This window comes from Streptomyces sp., assembly GCF_031181705.1.
In the GTDB taxonomy this organism is placed as follows: Bacteria; Actinomycetota; Actinomycetes; order Streptomycetales; family Streptomycetaceae; genus Streptomyces.
In genome coordinates this window covers 17,864-36,153 of record NZ_JAPSKN010000015.1, presented here as the reverse complement: position 1 = coordinate 36,153, position 18,290 = coordinate 17,864, and the positions used below count along the sequence as shown (strand labels likewise).

Here is an 18,290-nt window from a genome sequence, read left to right as displayed (position 1 = left end):
GGCCCCCCCCCCCACCACCGCCCGCCCGCCCGCCGCGGGGGGGGCCGCGTCGGCCGGTCCGGGGAACCGTGGGTGTCACACCCGCGGCTTCTCGCGCATCTCGTACGTCGCGATGACGTCGTCGACCTTGATGTCGTTGAAGTTGCCGAGGTTGATACCGCCCTCGAACCCTTCGCGGATCTCGGTGACGTCGTCCTTGAAGCGACGCAGGCCCTCGATGTTGAGGTTCTCCGCGACCACCTTGCCGTCGCGGATGAGGCGGGCCTTGGTGTTCCGCTTGACCTCGCCGGAGCGGATGAGAACACCCGCGATGTTGCCCAGCTTGGACGACTTGAAGACCTCGCGGATCTCCGCCGTGCCGAGCTCGACCTCTTCGTACTCCGGCTTGAGCATGCCCTTGAGGGCCGCCTCGATCTCCTCGATCGCCTGGTAGATGACCGAGTAGTACCGGACGTCCACGCCTTCGCGCTCGGCCATCTGCTGCGCACGCCCGGCGGCGCGCACGTTGAAGCCGATGACGATGGCGTCGGAACCCATGGCCAGGTCGATGTCGGACTCCGTGACCGCACCGACGCCGCGGTGCAGGACGCGGATGTCGACCTCTTCGCCGACGTCCAGCTGGAGCAGGGAGGACTCCAGAGCCTCGACCGATCCGGACGCGTCGCCCTTGATGATCAGGTTCAGCTGCTGGATCTCGCCGGCCTTCAGCACCTTGTCCAGGTCCTCCAGCGACACGCGGCGCGTGCGCTTGGCGAACGCGGCGTTCCGCTCGCGGGCGGCTCGCTTCTCCGCGATCTGGCGGGCCGTACGGTCCTCGTCGACCACGAGGAAGTTGTCGCCCGCGCCCGGGACGTTGGTCAGGCCCAGGACCTGGACCGGCGTCGACGGGCCCGCCTCGGTGACGAGGTTGCCGTTGTCGTCGTGCATCGCCCGGACTCGGCCGTACGCGTCGCCGACCACCATGGTGTCGCCGACCCGCAGCGTGCCGCGCTGGACGAGGACCGTCGACACGGCACCGCGGCCGCGGTCGAGACGGGACTCGATCGCGATGCCCTGCGCGTCCTGGTGCGGGTTGGCCCGCAGGTCGAGCGAGGCGTCGGCCGTGAGGATCACGGCCTCCAGCAGGGAGTCGATGTGCAGACCCTGCTTGGCGGAGATGTCGACGAACATCGTGTCGCCGCCGTACTCCTCGGCCACCAGCCCGTACTCGGTGAGCTGACCGCGCACCTTGGTCGGGTCGGCGCCCTCGACGTCGATCTTGTTGACCGCGACGACGATCGGGACCTCGGCCGCCTTGGCGTGGTTGAGCGCCTCGACCGTCTGCGGCATGACGCCGTCGTTGGCCGCGACGACCAGGATCGCGATGTCGGTCGACCGGGCACCACGGGCACGCATGGCGGTGAACGCCTCGTGACCCGGGGTGTCGATGAAGGTGATCTTGCGCTCTTCGTCGTTGACCTCGGTCGCGACCTGGTAGGCACCGATGTGCTGGGTGATGCCGCCGGCCTCGCCCGCGATGACGTTCGTCTTGCGGATGGCGTCGAGGAGCCGGGTCTTACCGTGGTCGACGTGACCCATGACGGTGACGACCGGCGGGCGGACCACCAGGTCCTCCTCGTCGCCCTCGTCCTCGCCGAACTCGATGTCGAAGGACTCGAGCAGCTCGCGGTCCTCCTCCTCCGGGCTGACGATCTGAACCGTGTAGTTCATCTCGTCGGCGAGGAGCTGGAGCGTCTCGTCGGAGACGGACTGCGTGGCCGTGACCATCTCGCCGAGGTTCATCATGACCGCGACGAGCGACGCCGGGTTGGCGTTGATCTTCTCCGCGAAGTCGGTGAGGGACGCACCGCGCGACAGGCGAACGGTCTCGCCGTTGCCGCGAGGCAGCATCACGCCGCCGACCGACGGGGCCTGCATGGCCTCGTACTCCTGGCGCCTCTGCCGCTTCGACTTGCGGCCACGACGCGCGGGACCGCCGGGGCGGCCGAAGGCGCCCTGCGTGCCACCGCGGCCACCCGGACCACCGGGACGACCACCGAATCCGGGACGGCCACCGCCGCCACCGGGACCACCGGGACGACCGGCGAAACCGCCACCGCCGCCACCGGGACCGCCGGGACGACCGGCGAAACCGCCGCCGCCGCCACCCGGACGACCGGCGAAGCCGCCGCCACCGGGACGACCGCCGCCGCCACCCGGACGACCGCCGCCACCGGGACCGCGGCCGCCGGGGCCACCGCCACCGGGACGCGGGCCGGCAGCCGGACGCTGCGGCATCATGCCGGGGTTGGGACGCGGACCGCCGGGACCGCCGCCGGGACGCGGACCGCCGCCCTGCGGACGGGGCATGCCGCCCGGCGTGGGACGCGCGCCGCCCGGAGCCTGCGGACGGGGACCGCCCGCCGCACCCTGGGGACGGGGACCGCCCTGGCCCTGGCCCTGCGGGCGCGGGGCACCGCCGGGGGCACCGGGGCCGCCCGGACGCGGGGCGCCGCCAGGACGGGGCGCCTGCGGGCGCGCCATGCCGGTGGAGCCACCAGAGGTGAACGGGTTGTTGCCCGGACGGGGACCCGCCGGACGGGCGCCGGGACGCGGGGCGCCGCCACCCGGACGCGGAGCGCCGGGACGGTCGCCGCGGTCACCACGGCCCTGGCCGCCCTGGCCGGGGCCACCCGGACGGGGAGCACCCGGGCGCGGCGCCTGGCCGGCCGGACGCGAGGCGCCCGGACGCGGGCCGGAACCCTGGGAGGGCTCGGCGGGAGCCGACGGCGGGGCCGTGAACTCGGGCGTGGTCGGAGCCGGGGACGCCGGGGCGGGCCGCGGCGCGGGCTTCGGGCCCGGGGTGGGACGGGGGCCGGGAGTGGCCGGCGCGGCGGGAGCCGCGGGCTTCTCGGCGGCGGCCGGCTTGGGGGCCGGCGGGCGCGGGGCGGCCGGACGGGCGGCCTGCGCCGGGGAGGGGGCTGCCGGCTTCGCCGGGGCAGCCTTGCGTGCGGGGGCGGACTTGCCGCCTCCGTTGCCCTGCTGGAGGGCGTCCGTCAGCTTGCGTACAACGGGCGCTTCGATGGTCGAAGACGCCGAACGGACGAATTCACCGAGCTCCTGGAGCTTGGCCATGACGACCTTGCTCTCGACACCGAACTCCTTGGCGAGTTCGTAGACCCGGACCTTAGCCACTTCGCTCCTTTGAGGTCCGGGTTGCGTCCGGACCGTCGCTAGTTCATGGGCGTACTCATCGCGTACTCATCGAGTGCTCATCGCAATCTCGACCTGCTTTCGACTCGCGAGGTACCTAGACCACACGGGGTTCCGTGCGGCACGTTCTTACGGTGTTGCCCGATCGGCAACTGTTGTCTGCTCGACGTATCGGCGCAACGCCTTTGTGTCGAGCGCTCCGGGGACGCGCAGTGCCCTCGGAAACGCCCGGCGGCGTACCGCCTGGTCCAGACAGACCTGGGCGGGGTGTACGTACGCACCCCGGCCGGGCAGCGTACCGCGTGGATCAGGGACGCACGCGTCCTCGATCGCCACGATCCGCAGCAGTTCAGTCTTGGCCGCTCGCTCCCGGCACCCCACGCAGGTGCGCTCGGGGCATACTCGGTCGCGTGTCCGGCCAGACACAGTTAAGTCTACCTCCCCTGACGCGCCTCACCCCTGCGGGGCAGCATTCGAACGATTGCAGCGCGTGAACCTGTCGTGATCTGAACGACTCACGTCTTGGATCCATTCCCCCGATGTGGCGTGGATCCAGCGTCGATCTTCGGCCGATCTGCCCGCGCCTACTCCGCGGCCGGCTCCGTGTCCGGGCGGATGTCGATCCGCCAGCCGGTCAGCCGGGCCGCGAGGCGGGCGTTCTGGCCCTCCTTGCCGATGGCCAGGGACAGCTGGTAGTCGGGCACGGTCACTCGGGCGGACCGGGTCGACATGTCGACGATGTCCACCTTGGAGACCCGGGCCGGGGAGAGCGCGTTCGCCACCATCTCGGCCGGGTCGTCCGACCAGTCGACGATGTCGATCTTCTCACCGTTCAGTTCGCCCATCACGTTGCGCACCCGGCCGCCCATGGGGCCGATGCAGGCGCCCTTGGCGTTCAGACCGGACCGGGTGGACCGTACGGCGATCTTGGTGCGATGGCCGGCCTCACGGGCGATCGCGGCGATCTCCACGGATCCGTCGGCGATCTCCGGCACCTCCAGGGCGAACAGCTTCTTCACCAGATTGGGGTGCGTGCGCGACAGCGTCACGGACGGGCCGCGGACGCCCTTGGCCACCCGGACGACGTACGACCGCAGCCGCATGCCGTGCGGGTAGGTCTCGCCCGGCACCTGCTCCTGCACGGGCAGGATGGCCTCCAGCTTGCCGATGTCGACCAGCACGTTCTTCGGGTCGCGGCCCTGCTGGACCACACCGGTGACGATGTCCCCCTCGCGGCCGGCGTACTCGCCGAGCGTCGCGTCGTCCTCGGCGTCGCGCAGGCGCTGCAGGATGACCTGCTTGGCCGTGGTGGCGGCGATACGGCCGAAACCGGACGGGGTGTCGTCGAACTCGCGGGGCTCCTGGCCCTCCTCGAGGTCGTCGGGGTCCTCCTTCGCCCACACGGTCACGTGGCCGGTCTCCCGGTTCAGCTCCACGCGCGCGTGGCGGCGGCTTCCCTCGGTGCGGTGGTAGGCGATGAGGAGGGCCGACTCGATCGCCTCGACCAGCAGGTCGAAGGAGATCTCCTTCTCCCGCACCAAGCCCCGCAGGGCACTCATGTCGATGTCCATGGCTACGCCTCCTCTTCCTTCTTGTTGTCCTTGCGGCTGAACTCGACCTGGACGCGTGCCCGGACGATGTCGTCGAAGGCGAGTCTGCGCGCGGTGGCCTTGCGGCCCTTGACCCCGGGCACCTCGGTGTCGACGCCGTCGTCGTCGACCTTCAGGATCCTGGCGACCAGCTCGCCGCCCTCGGCCAGCTGGAACTTCACCAGCCGGTCCGTGGCCCGGACGTAGTGCCGGTGTTCCGTGAGGAGGCGCTCCGCGCCCGGGGTGCCGACCTCGAGGGTGTACTCCCCCTCGCCCATCGCGTCCGTCTCGTCGAGCTTCGCCGAGAGCGCGCGGCTCACATCGGCGATCTGGTCCAGGTCCGCACCGGTGTCCGAGTCGACGGTGACGCGCAGCACACGCTTGCGGCCGACGGAGTCCACTTCGATCTCTTCGAGATCCAGGCCCTGGGAGGCGACGAGCGGTTCCAGCAGTTCCCGCAGCCTCTCGCTCTGGGTGGTGCTCATCCGGGTGACTCCTCGGCCGCGTGTGCTGTTGTGGGATGGGTCGCGTGTCTGGTCAAAGGGTATCCGGTCGCAGGGAGTGTTGCCGTCCACCGGGTCACGAACGGTGCCGCTGAGTGGTCCCGGGCGGGGGCCCGGGTACCGTGATCACGGGCGGGCAGCCCTTGCGGTCCCGTCCCTCCCGCACCCTCCCGCCGGTTTTCCCACCACGAGCCCCGAGGACGTCTGACGTGCCGTTCCCCTCATCGCCGCGCGCCCGCTCGGGGCCGCGCAGAAGGAGTCTGCTCGCGGTCGGTCCCGCGGCCCTCGCCCTGGCGGGCTGCACCGCCGGTAGGGAGGGGTCCGCGGACTCGGGCGACGGCCCCTCCGCCGCCGAGCGCCGGGCACGCGCGCGTGCGGCCCGGGACAGCGAGGGGCTCCTGGAGCGCTACGACGCGGTGATCGCCGCCCGGCCGGCGCTGGCGGGGCGTCTGGGACCGCTGCGGGAGGACGTCGTACGGCACGTCCAGGCGTTCGGGGTTGGCCGAAAAGCATCGCCCTCGGCGTCGGTCCCGGAGTCCGGTTCGTCCTCCCCGTCCGCTGCGGCCTCGCCGTCGGCCGCCGTGCCGGGCGACGACAAGGAGGCGCTGGCCGGGCTCGCCGCCGCGGAGCGTGAGCTCGCCGACCGGCGGTCCGAGGAGCTGCTCGGGGCGCCGGGCGAGCTGGCGCGGCTGCTGGCGTCGGTGGCGGCGGCCGGGGCGGCACACGTGTACCTGCTGACGAAGGGCGACGCGTGAACGAGGCGAAGGACCGGGAGCTGCGGGCCCTCCAGGCGGCTCTGGCGGCCGAGCACGCGGCGGTCTACGGGTACGGGGTCGTCGGCGGCAGGATCGGCGACGGGCAGCGCGCCGAGGCGCGGACGGCGTACGACGCGCACCGGGCGCGCCGGGACGCGCTGGTGCGTGAGGTGAAGGACCTGGGCGGCCGGCCGGTGGCGGCGGCCGCCGGGTACGCGCTGCCCTTCGCGGTGCCGGACGCGGCGGCTGCCGCGCGGCTCGCCGCCGAACTGGAGGACCGGGTGGCCGGGGTCTACTCCGACCTGGTGCGGGCCGCGGGCGGCGAGCGGCGGGCCCTGGCCGCCGAGGCACTGCGGGAGGCGGCGGTGCGGGCGGTGCGCTGGCGCGGGGAGAGCGTAGCCTTCCCTGGGCTCGCCGAGCGGGCGGGCACGGCCCCGTCCTCGGCGGCGCCGACGGCGTGACCCGCGCGGGGCACGCACCGCCACGAGCACGAAGGGAACGACTCGCGCATGGTTTTCGAACCGCCGCAGCGCCTGGTCAGGGCGCTCGGTGAGACGGCCCCGGACGGTGACGACTGGCTGGAGAAGCTGCCCGAGGCGGCACAGCGGGCCGTCGCGCTGCGCGAGTTGACCGTGGAGCGGGTGCAGGTGCCCGGCGGGCGCAGCAGCCTGGTCGTGCTGGTGCGCAGGGCCGACGGGTCCCCGGCCGTGCTCAAGCTGGTGCCGGGGCGGTCCCGGCCGGAGGCGGAGCGGGCCGCGCTGGCGCACTGGGCCGGGCGGGGTGCCGTGCAGCTGCTCGAACCGCCGCTGGGCTCCCGGCCGGCCGCGGACGGCGAGGTGTCCTCGTCGGCCGAGGGGGTGCTGCTGCTGGAGCGGCTGCATCCGGATGTGTCGGTGCGGTCCCTGCCGGAGGCGAAGGCGCTGCTGGAGGCGGCGGGGACGCTGCGGCGGCTGTGGGTGGAGCCGCCCGCCGGTTTTCCCTTCGAGACGGTGGCCGAGCGGACGGGGCGTCAGGCCGGGGCGATGCGGGCGCGGGCGCAGGCGGATCCCGAGGTGGCCCCGCTGGTGGACCTGGCGCTCGCGGCGCGCGAGGAACTGCTGGCCGCCCCGCCCGAACACCGGTTGCTGCACGGCACGTTCCGGCAGAGCAAGGTGCTCGCCGGGGAGCGGATGCCGTGGCTTGCCGTGGGGCCCGACCCGGTGGTCGGCGAGTGCGCGTTCGACCTGGCCCGGCTGGTCCGCGACCGGGTGGAGGATCTGATCGCGCAGCCGTCCGGCGCGGCGACGACCCGGCGCCGGGTGAAGCGGCTGGCCGAGTCGCTGGACGTGGACCAGGAGCGGCTGCGCGGCTGGACGCTGTTCCGGGCCGTGGAGTCGGGGGTGCGGGCGGCGCGGGTGGGGCGGCCCCGGGACGCGGAGCTGCTGCTGGAGTTCGCGGGCTGGCTGTGAGCGCCCCGGTCTCCCGGAGCGCTCACCCGGCCACCGCCGCGGGCTTCACGCCGTGAGGCGGGCGATGGCCTCCTCGACCGTCAGTTCCTCGCGCTCGCCGGTGCGGCGGTCCTTCAGCTCGACCACGCCCTCGGCGGCGCGGCGGCCCGCGACCAGGATCTGCGGGACCCCGATCAGCTCGGAGTCGGTGAACTTCACGCCCGGGGAGACGCCCGCGCGGTCGTCGACCAGGACGCGGACACCCGCCGCGGCCAGCTTCTGGGAGATGTCGAGGGCGAGTTCGGTCTGCAGGGCCTTGCCGGCGGCGACCACGTGGACGTCGGCCGGGGCGACCTCCTTGGGCCAGCACAGGCCCTTGTCGTCGGCGCTCTGCTCGGCGAGGGCGGCGACCGCGCGGGAGACGCCGATGCCGTAGGAGCCCATGGTGACGCGGACCGGCTTGCCGTTCTGGCCGAGGACGTCGAGCTTGAGGGCGTCGGCGTACTTGCGGCCCAGCTGGAAGATGTGGCCGATCTCGATGGCGCGGTCCAGGACGAGGCCCGTGCCGCACTGGGGGCAGGGGTCGCCGTCCTGCACGACGACGACGTCCACGTAGGCGTCGACCTCGAAGTCACGGCCCGCGACGACGTTCTTGGTGTGCGTGCCGGCCTTGTTGGCGCCGGTGATCCAGGACGTGCCCGGGGCGACGCGCGGGTCGGCGATGTAGGTGACCTTGTCCAGGCCCTGCGGTCCGACGTAGCCGCGGACCAGGTCGGGGCGGGCCGCGAAGTCGGTCTCGGTGACCAGCTCGACGCCGGCCGGGGCGAAGTGCGCCTCGACCTTGTCCATGTCGACCTCGCGGTCGCCGGGGACGCCGACGGCGACGATCTCGCCGTCGACCTTCACGAGCAGGTTCTTCAGCGTGGCCGAGGCCGGGACGCCGAGGGAGGCGGCGAGGGTCTCGATGGTCGGGGTGTCCGGCGTGGGGATGTCCTCGGCGGCCGGGACGCCCGCTGCGTCGACGGGCTTCAGCTCGTACGTGATCGCCTCGGTGTTGGCGGCGAAGTCGCAGTTCGGGCAGTCGGCGAAGGTGTCCTCGCCGGCCTCAGCCGGGGCCAGGAACTCCTCGGACTTGCTGCCGCCCATGGCGCCGGCGGTCGCGGCGCAGATGCGGTAGTCCAGGCCGAGGCGGGCGAAGACGCGCTGGTAGGCCTCGCGGTGCAGGGCGTAGGACCGGGCGAGGCCCTCGTCCTCGGTGTCGAAGGAGTAGGAGTCCTTCATCAGGAACTCCCGGCCGCGCAGGATGCCGGCGCGCGGCCGGGCCTCGTCACGGAACTTGTTCTGGATCTGGTAGAGGATCACGGGCAGGTCCTTGTAGGAGGACGCCTGGTCCTTCACCAGCAGGGTGAAGATCTCCTCGTGGGTGGGGCCGAGGAGGTAGTCGCCGCCCTTGCGGTCCTGCAGGCGGAACAACTCGGCGCCGTACTCGTTCCAGCGGCCGGTCGCCTCGTAGGGCTCGCGCGGCAGCAGGGCGGGGAGCGACACCTCCTGGGCGCCGATGGCGTCCATCTCCTCGCGCACGATGCGCTCCACGTTGGAGAGGACCTTCTTGCCGAGGGGCAGCCAGCTCCAGATGCCGGCGGCGGTGCGGCGTACGTAGCCGGCGCGGACGAGGAGCTTGTGGCTGAGGACCTCGGCGTCGGCCGGGTCGTCGCGCAACGTCTTCGCCAACAACTGGGACATGCGCTGGACCGGTGCGTTCGCCATGGTTTCTCTGCTCCTGCTGCTGGGGGTCCCCCCGCCCGGGCGGGGCCGAGAGTGGGGGAAGGTGTTGGCAGGAGGTTATCCGGGCGGTGCTGGGCGGCGGAAATCGGTTAACGGCGCAGCAGCGGGAGCGGGGCGCCCATCACGGCGTAGGGCTTGGGGGCGCTCGGGAAGAGCACCTGGCGGGCCAGGTCCCGGTAGCCGAGGGAGCGGTACAGGGCGCGGGCGGGGCTGTCGGTGTCGATCGCGGAGAGGATCGAGCGGGGTTCGTCGGCTCCGTCGGTGATCGTGGTGATCAGGGAGCGGCCGATGCCGCGGTTCTGGTGGCCGGGGTGCACGTGCAGCTCGGTGATCACGAAGGAGTCGTCGAGCCAGTGGTCGTGGTGCTGGGCGCGCAGGTAGGGCTCCACGACGGTGGACCACCAGTGGGTGCGGTCGTTGGGCATGCCGTAGACGAAGCCGACGAGGCGTCCGCCGGTGGTCGCGCCGAGGGCGCGGGCGCCGGGGTAGGTCATGTGGCGCAGGACGATCTGGCGGCGGACGGCGACTTCGTCCGGGCCGAGGCCGAAGGCGACGGCTTGGACGGCCAGGGCCTCGTCTACGTGGGCGGAGAGGTCGAGGGGGCCGATCACCAGGTCCATGGCGGGGAGCCTACAGGGGGGTTCCGGTCGTCGTCCGGGCGCTTCAGAACAGAACGCTCATGAAGGCGCCGACCTCCTGGAAGCCCACGCGCTGGTAGGTCCTCCTGGCCGCCGTGTTGAAGTCGTTCACGTAGAGGCTGGCGACCGGGGCCACGTCCGCCAGGGCGTAGCGCAGCACGGCCGCCATGCCCGGGGCCGCCAGGCCGGTCCCCCGGTACTCGGGGGCCACCCACACGCCCTGGATCTGGCACGCGCGGTCCGTCGCGGCGCCGATCTCCGCCTTGAAGGCGACCTTGCCGTCCGCGTCGAAGCGGGCGAAGGCGCGGCCCGAGCCGACGAGTTCGGCGACCCGGGCCTGGTAGAGCAGGCCGCCGTCGCCGGCCAGCGGCGAGACACCGACCTCCTCGGTGAACATCGCCACGCACGCCGGCAGGATCGTTTCCATCTCGTCCTTGCGGACGCGGCGCACGTACGGGTCGGGGGTGACGTCGTCCGGCAGCCGGTCGGTGACCATGAGCGGCTGGTGGCGGCGGACCTCTCGGGCCGGACCCCAGTGGGGCTCCAGGAGCCGCCACAGGTCGGCGGTGGGCCCGGACGGGCCGACGATGGAGGAGCAGCGGCGGCCGGAGCGGCGGGCGCGGTCGGCGAAGGCGCGGACGGCACGCGGACCGGCGCAGATCGGGACGAGGTTGGCGCCCGCGTAGCACAGGGAGGTGAGGATGCCGTCCTCGTACCAGCCCCACATCTCCCCGCCGAGCCGCCACGGATCGAGACCGGCGATCTGTACCCGGGACGTCACGAAGGCGTTCGTGACCGGCTCGCGGTCGAGGACGGCGAGCGCGGCGTCCAGGTCGCTCGGTTCGAGGACCCGTGAGGTGGTCTGCGTCAACACGTGCGGGGCCTCACACACTGGGGTCGGCTGGTCTCCGCACTATAGCTGCGGTGCCAGGGCGCGGCGCCGTGGAGCTCGGGAGTGACGGTCTGCCGGCGGATCGGACGCGTGGCGGCATGTCGCGCCCACGCGGCGGAGCCGCGTACCCCCAACACGGCCCCGCCCCGCCGGCGGTGTGAAGAGGCTCAGCCCGCGACCGCCACCGACGGCTCGCCGGAGGCCACGCCGTCCTTCTCCATCTGCTCGGCCAGCTTCATGGCCTCCTCGATGAGGGTCTCCACGATCTTGGACTCGGGGACGGTCTTGATGACCTCGCCCTTGACGAAGATCTGGCCCTTGCCGTTGCCGGAGGCGACGCCGAGGTCGGCCTCGCGGGCCTCACCGGGGCCGTTGACGACGCAGCCCATGACAGCGACGCGGAGCGGGACCTCCATGCCGGTCAGGCCGGCGGTGACCTCTTCGGCCAGCTTGTAGACGTCGACCTGGGCGCGGCCGCAGGAGGGGCAGGAGACGATCTCCAGGCCGCGCTGGCGCAGGTTCAGCGACTCCAGGATCTGGATGCCGACCTTGACCTCCTCGGCGGGGGGCGCGCTCAGGGACACCCGGATCGTGTCGCCGATGCCCTGGGAGAGCAGGGCGCCGAACGCGACCGCCGACTTGATGGTGCCCTGGAAGGCGGGGCCGGCCTCCGTGACGCCGAGGTGCAGCGGGTAGTCGCACTGCTCGGCGAGCTGCTTGTAGGCCTCGATCATGATGACCGGGTCGTTGTGCTTGACGGAGATCTTGATGTCGCGGAAGTCGTGCTCCTCGAAGAGGGACGCCTCCCACAGGGCCGACTCGACCAGGGCCTCGGGGGTCGCCTTGCCGTACTTCTGCAGCAGGCGCCGGTCGAGGGAGCCGGCGTTGACGCCGATGCGGATCGGGGTGCCGTGGTCGCGGGCCGCCTTGGCGATCTCCTTGACCTTGTCGTCGAACTGCTTGATGTTGCCGGGGTTGACGCGGACCGCCGCGCAGCCGGCCTCGATCGCGGCGAAGACGTACTTCGGCTGGAAGTGGATGTCGGCGATGACCGGGATCTGCGACTTGCGGGCGATGGTGGCCAGGGCGTCGGCGTCGTCCTGGGTGGGGCAGGCGACCCGGACGATCTGGCAGCCGGAGGCGGTCAGTTCGGCGATCTGCTGGAGGGTCGCGCCGATGTCGGACGTGCGCGTGGTGGTCATCGACTGGACCGAGACGGGGGCGTCTCCGCCGACCGCGACGGACCCGACCTGGATCTGGCGGCTCTTCCGGCGCTCGGCGAGCTTGGTCGGAACGGACGGCATGCCGAGAGAAATCGCAGTCATCTGCTGTGCAACCCCAAGTCGTGGATCAAGGTCCGGTCCCGTGAGCAGCGGGCTCCGAGCTTCGAGATTACGGCACCGGCACCGGCACGGGCACATCCCACCCGCGGTGCCACCCGATGGGAGGCGGCCCGGCCGAAACCCTGCCGGACCGCCGTGAACTCCGTATGACTAGGAGATTCTCACCGGGTTCACCACGTCCGCGATCAGGACGAGGATGGTGAAGCAGATGAAGATGCCCGCGACCACGTAGGCGACCGGCATGAGCTTCGCCACGTCGAAGGGGCCCGGGTCGGGGCGGCGCAGCAGCCGGGCGAGGTGGCGGCGCAGCGACTCCCACAGGGCGCCCGCGATGTGGCCGCCGTCGAGCGGCAGCAGCGGCAGCATGTTGAACAGGAACAGGGAGAGGTTGAAGCCGGCGACCAGCATCAGGGCCATGGCCAGCTGCTGCGTGGGCGGGATGTCGAGGGTGAAGATCTCACCGCCGACGCGGGCCGCGCCGACCACGCCCATGGGTGAGTCGGCCTCGCGCTCGGCGCCGTCGAAGGCCGCGTTCCACAGGGCCGGGATCTTGCCCGGGAGGGCGGCGAGGGAGTCGACGGCCTCGCCGATCCGGTCGCCCATCCACGTCACGGAGTCGCCGAAGTCCTGTTTGACCACGCCGGTGGCGGCGCTGAAGCCGAGGAAGCCGGCCTGGACGTACTGCCCCTCGACGATCTGACCGCCGGCGTCCTTCTTGGCGACCTGGTTCGTGGCGATCTTCGCGTGCAGGGTGACGGCCCGGCCGTCCCGCTCGACGACGATCGGCACCTCCTTGCCGGGGTTGGCGCGGATCAGGTCCGACAGCTCGTTCCAGTCGTCGGTGCGGGTGCCGTCGAAGGAGACGATCTTGTCGCCCGCCTTGAGGCCGGCCGCCGCGGCCGGGGAGGCCGGGTCGCCCTTGACGCACTTGTCGCGGTTCTCGCTCTGCGCGATGACGCACTGGGAGACCGAGCTGACCGAGGTGGTCTGCTGGGTGATGCCGAAGCCCATGAGGACGGTGAGGAAGAGCACCACCGCGAGGATCAGGTTCATGAAGGGGCCGGCGAACATCACGATCACGCGCTTCCAGGGGGCGCGCGTGTAGAACATGCGGTTCTCGTCGCCCGGCCGGAGCTCCTCGTAGGCGGCGGAGCGGGCGTCCTCGATCATGCCGCGCCACGGGGAGGTGGAGCGGGACTCCAGGCGGCCGTCCGGGCCGGGCGGGAACATCCCGATCATGCGGATGTACCCGCCGAACGGAATGGCCTTGATGCCGTACTCGGTCTCGCCCCTCTTGCGCGAGAAGATCGTCGGGCCGAAGCCGACCATGTACTGCGGCACGCGGACGCCGAAGAGCTTGGCGGTGGACAGGTGCCCCAGCTCGTGCCACGCGATCGAGAACAGCAGGCCGACCGCGAAGAGGACTATGCCGAGGATGAACATCAGGGTCGTCATGCACGGGCCTCCGCCGTCTGTGCCGCCAGTTCCCGGGCCCGGGTGCGCGCCCAGGTCTCCGCTTCGAGGACGTCCGACACGGTGAGCGAGGTTCCCGCCCGCGGGGTGCCGTGCTCCTCGACGACCCTGGTGACGGTGTCCATGATCCCGTTGAACGGCAGCGCGCCCCGGCGGAACGCCTCCACGCACTCCTCGTTGGCCGCATTGAACACCGCCGGGGCGGTGCCCGCGAGTTCGCCGACGTGCCGGGCGAGGTTCACCGAGGGGAAGGCCTCGTTGTCCAGCGGGAAGAACTCCCAGGTCGAGGCCTTGCTCCAGTCGAAGGCGGGGGCGGCGTCGGGGACGCGCTCGGGCCAGCCGAGGCCGATGGCGATCGGCCCGCGCATGTCGGGCGGGGTCGCCTGGGCCAGTGTCGATCCATCCGTGAACTCAACCATCGAGTGGACATACGACTGGGGATGCACGACGACCTCGATGCGGTCGAAGGGAATGTCGTAGAGGAGGTGGGCCTCGATGACCTCCAGGCCCTTGTTGACGAGGGTCGCGGAGTTGATCGTGATGACCGGGCCCATGGCCCAGGTGGGATGGGCCAGGGCGTCCTCGACGGTGACGCCGGCCAGCTCGGCCTTCGTGCGGCCGCGGAAGGGGCCGCCGGAGGCGGTGACGACCAGCTTGCGCACGTCGGCGCGGGTGCCGGCGGCCAGTGCCTGGAAGAGGGCCGCGTGCTCGGAGTCGACCGGGATGATCTGCCCGGGCTTGGCCAGGCCCTTGACCAGCGGGCCGCCGACGATCAGCGACTCCTTGTTGGCCAGCGCCAGGGTGCGGCCCGCCTCCAGGGCGGCGAGGGTCGGGGCGAGTCCGATGGAGCCGGTGATGCCGTTCAGGACGGTGTGGCAGTCGGAGGCGGCGAGCTGGGTGGCCGCGTCGGGGCCGGTGAGGATCTCGGGGAGCGGCTCGCCGGTGCCGTACTGCGCGGTGAGCGCCTCGCGCAGGGCCGGTACGACGTCCTCCCGGGCCACGGCGACCGTGCGCACGCGGAGCCGGTGCGCCTGCTCGGCGAGGAGGGCGACCCGGCCGCCGTTGGCCGAGAGGCCGGTGACCCGGAAGCGGTCGGGGTTGCGCAGCACGAGGTCGATGGCCTGGGTGCCGACGGACCCGGTGGAGCCGAGGATCACCACGTCCTTCGGGCCGTCGCCCGCCACGGGGTCGTAGACGAGGTGCGGGTCGGCGAGGGGGGCTGGACTGTCGCTCATCCCTCCATTGTTGCCGTAAGGCTCGTGTGTGAGGACAGCGCATCCCCATCCTGGGGGCGCGCGCCGCAGTGGTTCGCGCCCCCCAGGGGCCCGGGTTTACCGGATCGGGCGGTGGAGGTTCTCCTTCTGCGACGGACCCGGGGTCGCGTCGGCGATCCAGGGGCCGTCGCCGGACGGGTCGACGATGCCCTGCTCCAGCCACGCGTAGGTGCCGGACAGGACGCCCTTGACGACCTTGCGGTCCAGGTCGTCGGTGTTGGTCCACAGCCGGGTGAAGAGCTCCTCGACGCGGATGCGGGCCTGGCGGCAGAAGACGTCGGCGAGCTGGTAGGCCTCGCGGCCGTTCTCGCCCCGGGCGCGCAGGTGCTCGGCGCGGACGCAGGCCGCGCTCATGGCGAACAACTCGGCGCCGATGTCGACGATCCGGCCGAGGAAGCCCTGCTTGGACTCCATGCGGCCCTGCCAGCGGGACATGGCGTAGAACGTGGAGCGGGCCAGTTTGCGGGAGGTGCGCTCGACGTAGCGCAGGTGCCCGGAGAGGTCGACCTCGTGCTTGAACTCGGTGTACGAGGTCGGCAGCCGGCCCGGGCCTGCGACCAGCTTGGGGAGCCACTTGGCGTAGAAGGCGCCCGCGTGCGCGCCGGCCTTCGCCTTGTCGCCGAGGGACTTCTCCGGGTCGATGAGGTCGCCGGCGACGGAGAGGTGGGCGTCGACGGCCTCGCGCGCGATCAGCAGGTGCATGATCTCGGTCGAGCCCTCGAAGATGCGGTTGATGCGCAGGTCGCGCAGCAGCTGCTCGGCCGGGACGCCGCGCTCGCCGCGGGCCCTGAGCGACTCGGCCGTCTCGAAGCCCCGGCCGCCGCGGATCTGGACGAGTTCGTCGGCCATCGTCCAGGCCATCTCGGAGGCGTACAGCTTGGCCAGGGCGCCTTCGATGCGGATGTCGTTGCGGTCCTCGTCGGCCATCTGCGAGGCGAGGTCGGTCACGGCCTCCAGGGCGAAGGTGGTGGCCGCGATGAAGGAGATCTTGGAGCCGACCGCCTCGTGGTGCGCGACGGGCTTGCCCCACTGCTCGCGGGCCGCCGACCACTCACGGGCGATCTTCAGGCACCACTTGCCGGCCGCGACACAGGACGCGGGCAGGGACAGCCGCCCGGTGTTGAGGGTGGTCAGGGCGATCTTCAGGCCCTGGCCCTCCTCGCCGACGCGGTTGGCCGCCGGGACGCGGACCCGGTGGAAGCGGGTGACGCCGTTCTCGATGCCGCGCAGGCCCATGAAGGCGTTGCGGTTCTCGACGGTGACGCCCGGCGAGTTCGTCTCCACCACGAAGGCGGTGATGCCGCCGCGGTGGCCCTCGCTCTTCGGCACCCTGGCCATGACGACCAGCAGGTCGGCGACGACCCCGTTGGTGGTCCACAACTTGACGCCGTCCAGGACGTAGTCGTCGCCGTCGGGCACGGCCGTGGTGGCCAGGCGGGCCGGGTCGGAGCCGACGTCGGGTTCGGTGAGCAGGAAGGCGCTGATGTCGGTGCGGGCGCAGCGCGGCAGGAAGCGCTCGCGCTGTTCCTCGGTGCCGAACAGCTTCAGCGGCTGGGGCACGCCGATCGACTGGTGGGCGGAGAGCAGCACGCCGATCGCCGGGCTGGCGGAGCCGGCCAGGGCGAGGGCCTTGTTGTAGTACACCTGGGTGAGGCCGAGACCGCCGTACTTGGTGCCGATCTTCATGCCGAAGGCGCCGAGCTCCTTCAGTCCGTCGATCACCTCGTCGGGGATGCGGGCCTCACGCTCGATGAGGGCCGGGTCGACCTTCGTCTCGACGAAGTCGCGGAGCTTGGCGAGGAACTCCTCGCCGCGCTGGGCCGCCTCGTCCTCGGGGACGGGGTGGGGGTGGATGAGGTCGAGCCGGAAGCGGCCGAGGAACAGCTCCTTGGCGAAGCTGGGCTTGCGCCAGTGCTGTTCCCGGGCGGCCTCCGCCACCTCACGGGCCTCCCGCTCGGTGACGGCGGGACGGGAAGAGGGGGTGGTTGAAGCGGACATGAGGGGCACCTCGCCGCATCTAGGTAGATGGAGGACCGTTTCGTTACCGACCAGTGCTACTGGATCGTTGGTACCCGAAACCGGACGCTCCCACCAGCCCTCGCGCGTCCGTTCGGCCGAAAGGCGGGGAGGGCGCGCGACACTTGAAGGGCGCCCGGTGAGGGTGTTGCATCGGGGTGTCTCCCCGAGGCCGGACCGCACCCGGAATTCGGTATCGAAGCGCTTCGACAGCCTATGGACACCCGCCGTCCGCTGAAGCTACTGTCGACCCACCCTCACCCGTTCATATCAGCACGGCGCGCTGTCGAAGCGCTTCACAAAAGTTGGAGAGCCGGATGGTCACCCTCGCCGAGGTCGCCCAGCACGCCGGAGTCTCGGCGAGCACGGTGAGCTATGTCCTCAGCGGCAAGCGGTCGATCTCCTCGACCACCCGGCAGCGGGTCGAGCGGAGCATCCGCGAACTCGGGTACCACCCGAACGCCGGGGCCCGCGCCCTGGCGAGCAGCAGGTCGAACATCATCGCGCTGATGGTCCCCCTGCGTACGGACATGTACGTGCCGGTGATGATGGAGATCGCCATCGCGGTGGCCACCACCGCGCGCACGCACGGCTACGACGTGCTGCTGCTCACCGGCGAGGAGGGGCCCGACGCGGTGCGCCGCGTCGCGGGCAGCGGCCTCGCCGACGGGATGATCCTGATGGACGTCGAACTCGACGACGAGCGGCTGCCGTTGCTGCGGGCGACGGACCAGCCGTCGGTGCTCATCGGGCTGCCCGCCGACACCGCCGGACTGACCTGCGTCGACCTGGACTTCCGGGCCACGGGCGCGCTGTGCGTGGAGCACCTGGCGAAACAGGGGCACCAGGACATCGCTGTCATCGGCGAGGCACCCGCGGTCTACGAGCGGCACACGGGCTTCGCCGAGCGCACCCTCGACGGCCTGCGCTCCCGCGCGCGCGAGCTGGGCGTGCGGCTGCTGCACCGGCCCTGCGAGGGCGGGTACGACGCCGTTGCGGTCACCCTCGCCCGGATCCTCGACGAACGCCCGGACACCTCGGGGCTCATCGTGCAGAACGAGTCGGCGGTCGAGCCGCTGCTCGCCCTGCTGCGGCAGCAGGGCCGGGCCGTGCCGGAGGACGTGTCGGTGGTCGCGATCTGCCCCGACCAGGTGGCGACGCAGGCCTCGGTGCGGCTGACCTCGGTCGCCCTGCCCGCGCAGGAGATGGGCCGGCACGCCGTGGAACAACTGGTCGCCAAGCTGGAGGGACGCGGCAGCGACGAGGTCGTGCTGCTCGCCCCCGAGCTGACGGTCCGGGCGAGCACGGGACCGGCCCCGAGCCGCCCGTAGGCACCCCCGGCCCGGGCGTCTCCCGCCCGGCCGTCTGCGCACCTCGCCTCCTTTCGGGGCACCCCCTGTCCG

At 72.1% G+C, this 18,290-nt stretch carries 15 protein-coding genes; 4 read left to right on the top strand and 11 right to left on the bottom strand.

All coding sequences use genetic code 11. From position 1 onward, the window contains the following. Positions 1 to 75 precede the first annotated feature (75 nt). The 4 genes from infB to rimP form a co-directional block, all read right to left on the bottom strand. A complete protein-coding gene (gene infB, locus RIN80_RS05585; RefSeq protein WP_309094364.1) occupies positions 76 to 3,174 on the bottom strand; it encodes a translation initiation factor IF-2 in 3,099 nt (1,032 codons plus the stop codon). Positions 3,175 to 3,321: 147 nt separating this feature from the next. Continuing rightward, positions 3,322 to 3,618 (bottom strand): YlxR family protein, encoded by a 297-nt coding sequence (locus tag RIN80_RS05580; protein ID WP_309094363.1) that lies wholly within the window; start codon positions 3,616 to 3,618, stop codon positions 3,322 to 3,324. 158 nt (positions 3,619 to 3,776) lie between these two features. Continuing rightward, positions 3,777 to 4,763: a transcription termination factor NusA gene (nusA, locus tag RIN80_RS05575; RefSeq protein WP_309094362.1), complete on the bottom strand. Its 987-nt coding sequence runs from the start codon at positions 4,761 to 4,763 to the stop codon at positions 3,777 to 3,779. A gap of 2 nt (positions 4,764 to 4,765) precedes the next feature. Next, positions 4,766 to 5,266, bottom strand: a complete 501-nt coding sequence (gene rimP, locus RIN80_RS05570; protein WP_309094361.1) for a ribosome maturation factor RimP — start codon at positions 5,264 to 5,266, stop codon at positions 4,766 to 4,768. Between the two features lie 227 nt (positions 5,267 to 5,493). Between rimP and RIN80_RS05565 the strand changes: the two genes are divergently transcribed. Genes RIN80_RS05565 through RIN80_RS05555 form a run of 3 tightly spaced genes read left to right on the top strand, consistent with a single transcriptional unit; the run spans position 5,494 to position 7,487 of the window. Then, positions 5,494 to 6,039, top strand: a complete 546-nt coding sequence (locus RIN80_RS05565) for a hypothetical protein (protein WP_309094360.1) — start codon at positions 5,494 to 5,496, stop codon at positions 6,037 to 6,039. After that, positions 6,036 to 6,500, top strand: coding sequence for a ferritin-like domain-containing protein (locus RIN80_RS05560; RefSeq protein ID WP_309094359.1), 465 nt, complete (start codon positions 6,036 to 6,038; stop codon positions 6,498 to 6,500). Before RIN80_RS05565 ends, RIN80_RS05560 begins: the two co-directional genes overlap by 4 nt. Positions 6,501 to 6,548: 48 nt before the next feature. Further along, positions 6,549 to 7,487: an aminoglycoside phosphotransferase family protein gene (locus tag RIN80_RS05555; RefSeq protein ID WP_309094358.1), complete on the top strand. Its 939-nt coding sequence runs from the start codon at positions 6,549 to 6,551 to the stop codon at positions 7,485 to 7,487. A 45-nt stretch (positions 7,488 to 7,532) separates the two neighbouring features. Here the strand turns inward: RIN80_RS05555 and RIN80_RS05550 are convergent, their stop codons facing one another. From RIN80_RS05550 to RIN80_RS05520, 7 genes are all read right to left on the bottom strand, one after another. Further along, entirely contained in the window at positions 7,533 to 9,233 is a 1,701-nt protein-coding gene (locus tag RIN80_RS05550; protein WP_309094357.1) for a proline--tRNA ligase, read from the bottom strand. A 107-nt stretch (positions 9,234 to 9,340) separates the two neighbouring features. Further along, entirely contained in the window at positions 9,341 to 9,871 is a 531-nt protein-coding gene (locus tag RIN80_RS05545) for a GNAT family N-acetyltransferase (protein ID WP_309094356.1), read from the bottom strand. A 43-nt stretch (positions 9,872 to 9,914) separates the two neighbouring features. Beyond that, positions 9,915 to 10,763, bottom strand: a complete 849-nt coding sequence (locus RIN80_RS05540) for a GNAT family N-acetyltransferase (protein WP_309094355.1) — start codon at positions 10,761 to 10,763, stop codon at positions 9,915 to 9,917. A gap of 185 nt (positions 10,764 to 10,948) precedes the next feature. Next, positions 10,949 to 12,106, bottom strand: a complete 1,158-nt coding sequence (gene ispG / locus RIN80_RS05535; RefSeq protein ID WP_309094354.1) for a flavodoxin-dependent (E)-4-hydroxy-3-methylbut-2-enyl-diphosphate synthase — start codon at positions 12,104 to 12,106, stop codon at positions 10,949 to 10,951. Between the two features lie 168 nt (positions 12,107 to 12,274). Then, entirely contained in the window at positions 12,275 to 13,567 is a 1,293-nt protein-coding gene (locus RIN80_RS05530; RefSeq protein WP_309094384.1) for a site-2 protease family protein, read from the bottom strand. A gap of 8 nt (positions 13,568 to 13,575) precedes the next feature. Next, positions 13,576 to 14,832, bottom strand: coding sequence for a 1-deoxy-D-xylulose-5-phosphate reductoisomerase (gene dxr, locus RIN80_RS05525; RefSeq protein ID WP_309094353.1), 1,257 nt, complete (start codon positions 14,830 to 14,832; stop codon positions 13,576 to 13,578). A gap of 96 nt (positions 14,833 to 14,928) precedes the next feature. Next, positions 14,929 to 16,869, bottom strand: coding sequence for an acyl-CoA dehydrogenase family protein (locus tag RIN80_RS05520; RefSeq protein WP_309094352.1), 1,941 nt, complete (start codon positions 16,867 to 16,869; stop codon positions 14,929 to 14,931). 335 nt (positions 16,870 to 17,204) lie between these two features. Here RIN80_RS05520 and RIN80_RS05515 point away from each other — a divergent pair, with 335 nt between their 5' ends. Next, positions 17,205 to 18,218, top strand: a complete 1,014-nt coding sequence (locus tag RIN80_RS05515) for a LacI family DNA-binding transcriptional regulator (protein WP_309094351.1) — start codon at positions 17,205 to 17,207, stop codon at positions 18,216 to 18,218. The last annotated feature ends 72 nt before the right edge of the window (positions 18,219 to 18,290 follow it).

Excerpts from the sequence above, each read along its gene's own strand:
- ispG (WP_309094354.1), bottom strand. The coding sequence starts at position 12,106 with ATGACTGCGATTTCTCTCGGCATGCCGTCCGTTCCGACCAAGCTCGCC.
- dxr (WP_309094353.1), bottom strand. The coding sequence starts at position 14,832 with ATGAGCGACAGTCCAGCCCCCCTCGCCGACCCGCACCTCGTCTACGAC.
- RIN80_RS05520 (WP_309094352.1), bottom strand. The coding sequence starts at position 16,869 with ATGTCCGCTTCAACCACCCCCTCTTCCCGTCCCGCCGTCACCGAGCGG.
- nusA (WP_309094362.1), bottom strand. The coding sequence starts at position 4,763 with ATGGACATCGACATGAGTGCCCTGCGGGGCTTGGTGCGGGAGAAGGAG.
- RIN80_RS05545 (WP_309094356.1), bottom strand. The coding sequence starts at position 9,871 with ATGGACCTGGTGATCGGCCCCCTCGACCTCTCCGCCCACGTAGACGAG.
- rimP (WP_309094361.1), bottom strand. The coding sequence starts at position 5,266 with ATGAGCACCACCCAGAGCGAGAGGCTGCGGGAACTGCTGGAACCGCTC.
- RIN80_RS05530 (WP_309094384.1), bottom strand. The coding sequence starts at position 13,567 with ATGTTCATCCTCGGCATAGTCCTCTTCGCGGTCGGCCTGCTGTTCTCG.
- RIN80_RS05555 (WP_309094358.1), top strand. The coding sequence starts at position 6,549 with ATGGTTTTCGAACCGCCGCAGCGCCTGGTCAGGGCGCTCGGTGAGACG.
- RIN80_RS05515 (WP_309094351.1), top strand. The coding sequence starts at position 17,205 with ATGGTCACCCTCGCCGAGGTCGCCCAGCACGCCGGAGTCTCGGCGAGC.
- RIN80_RS05550 (WP_309094357.1), bottom strand. The coding sequence starts at position 9,233 with ATGGCGAACGCACCGGTCCAGCGCATGTCCCAGTTGTTGGCGAAGACG.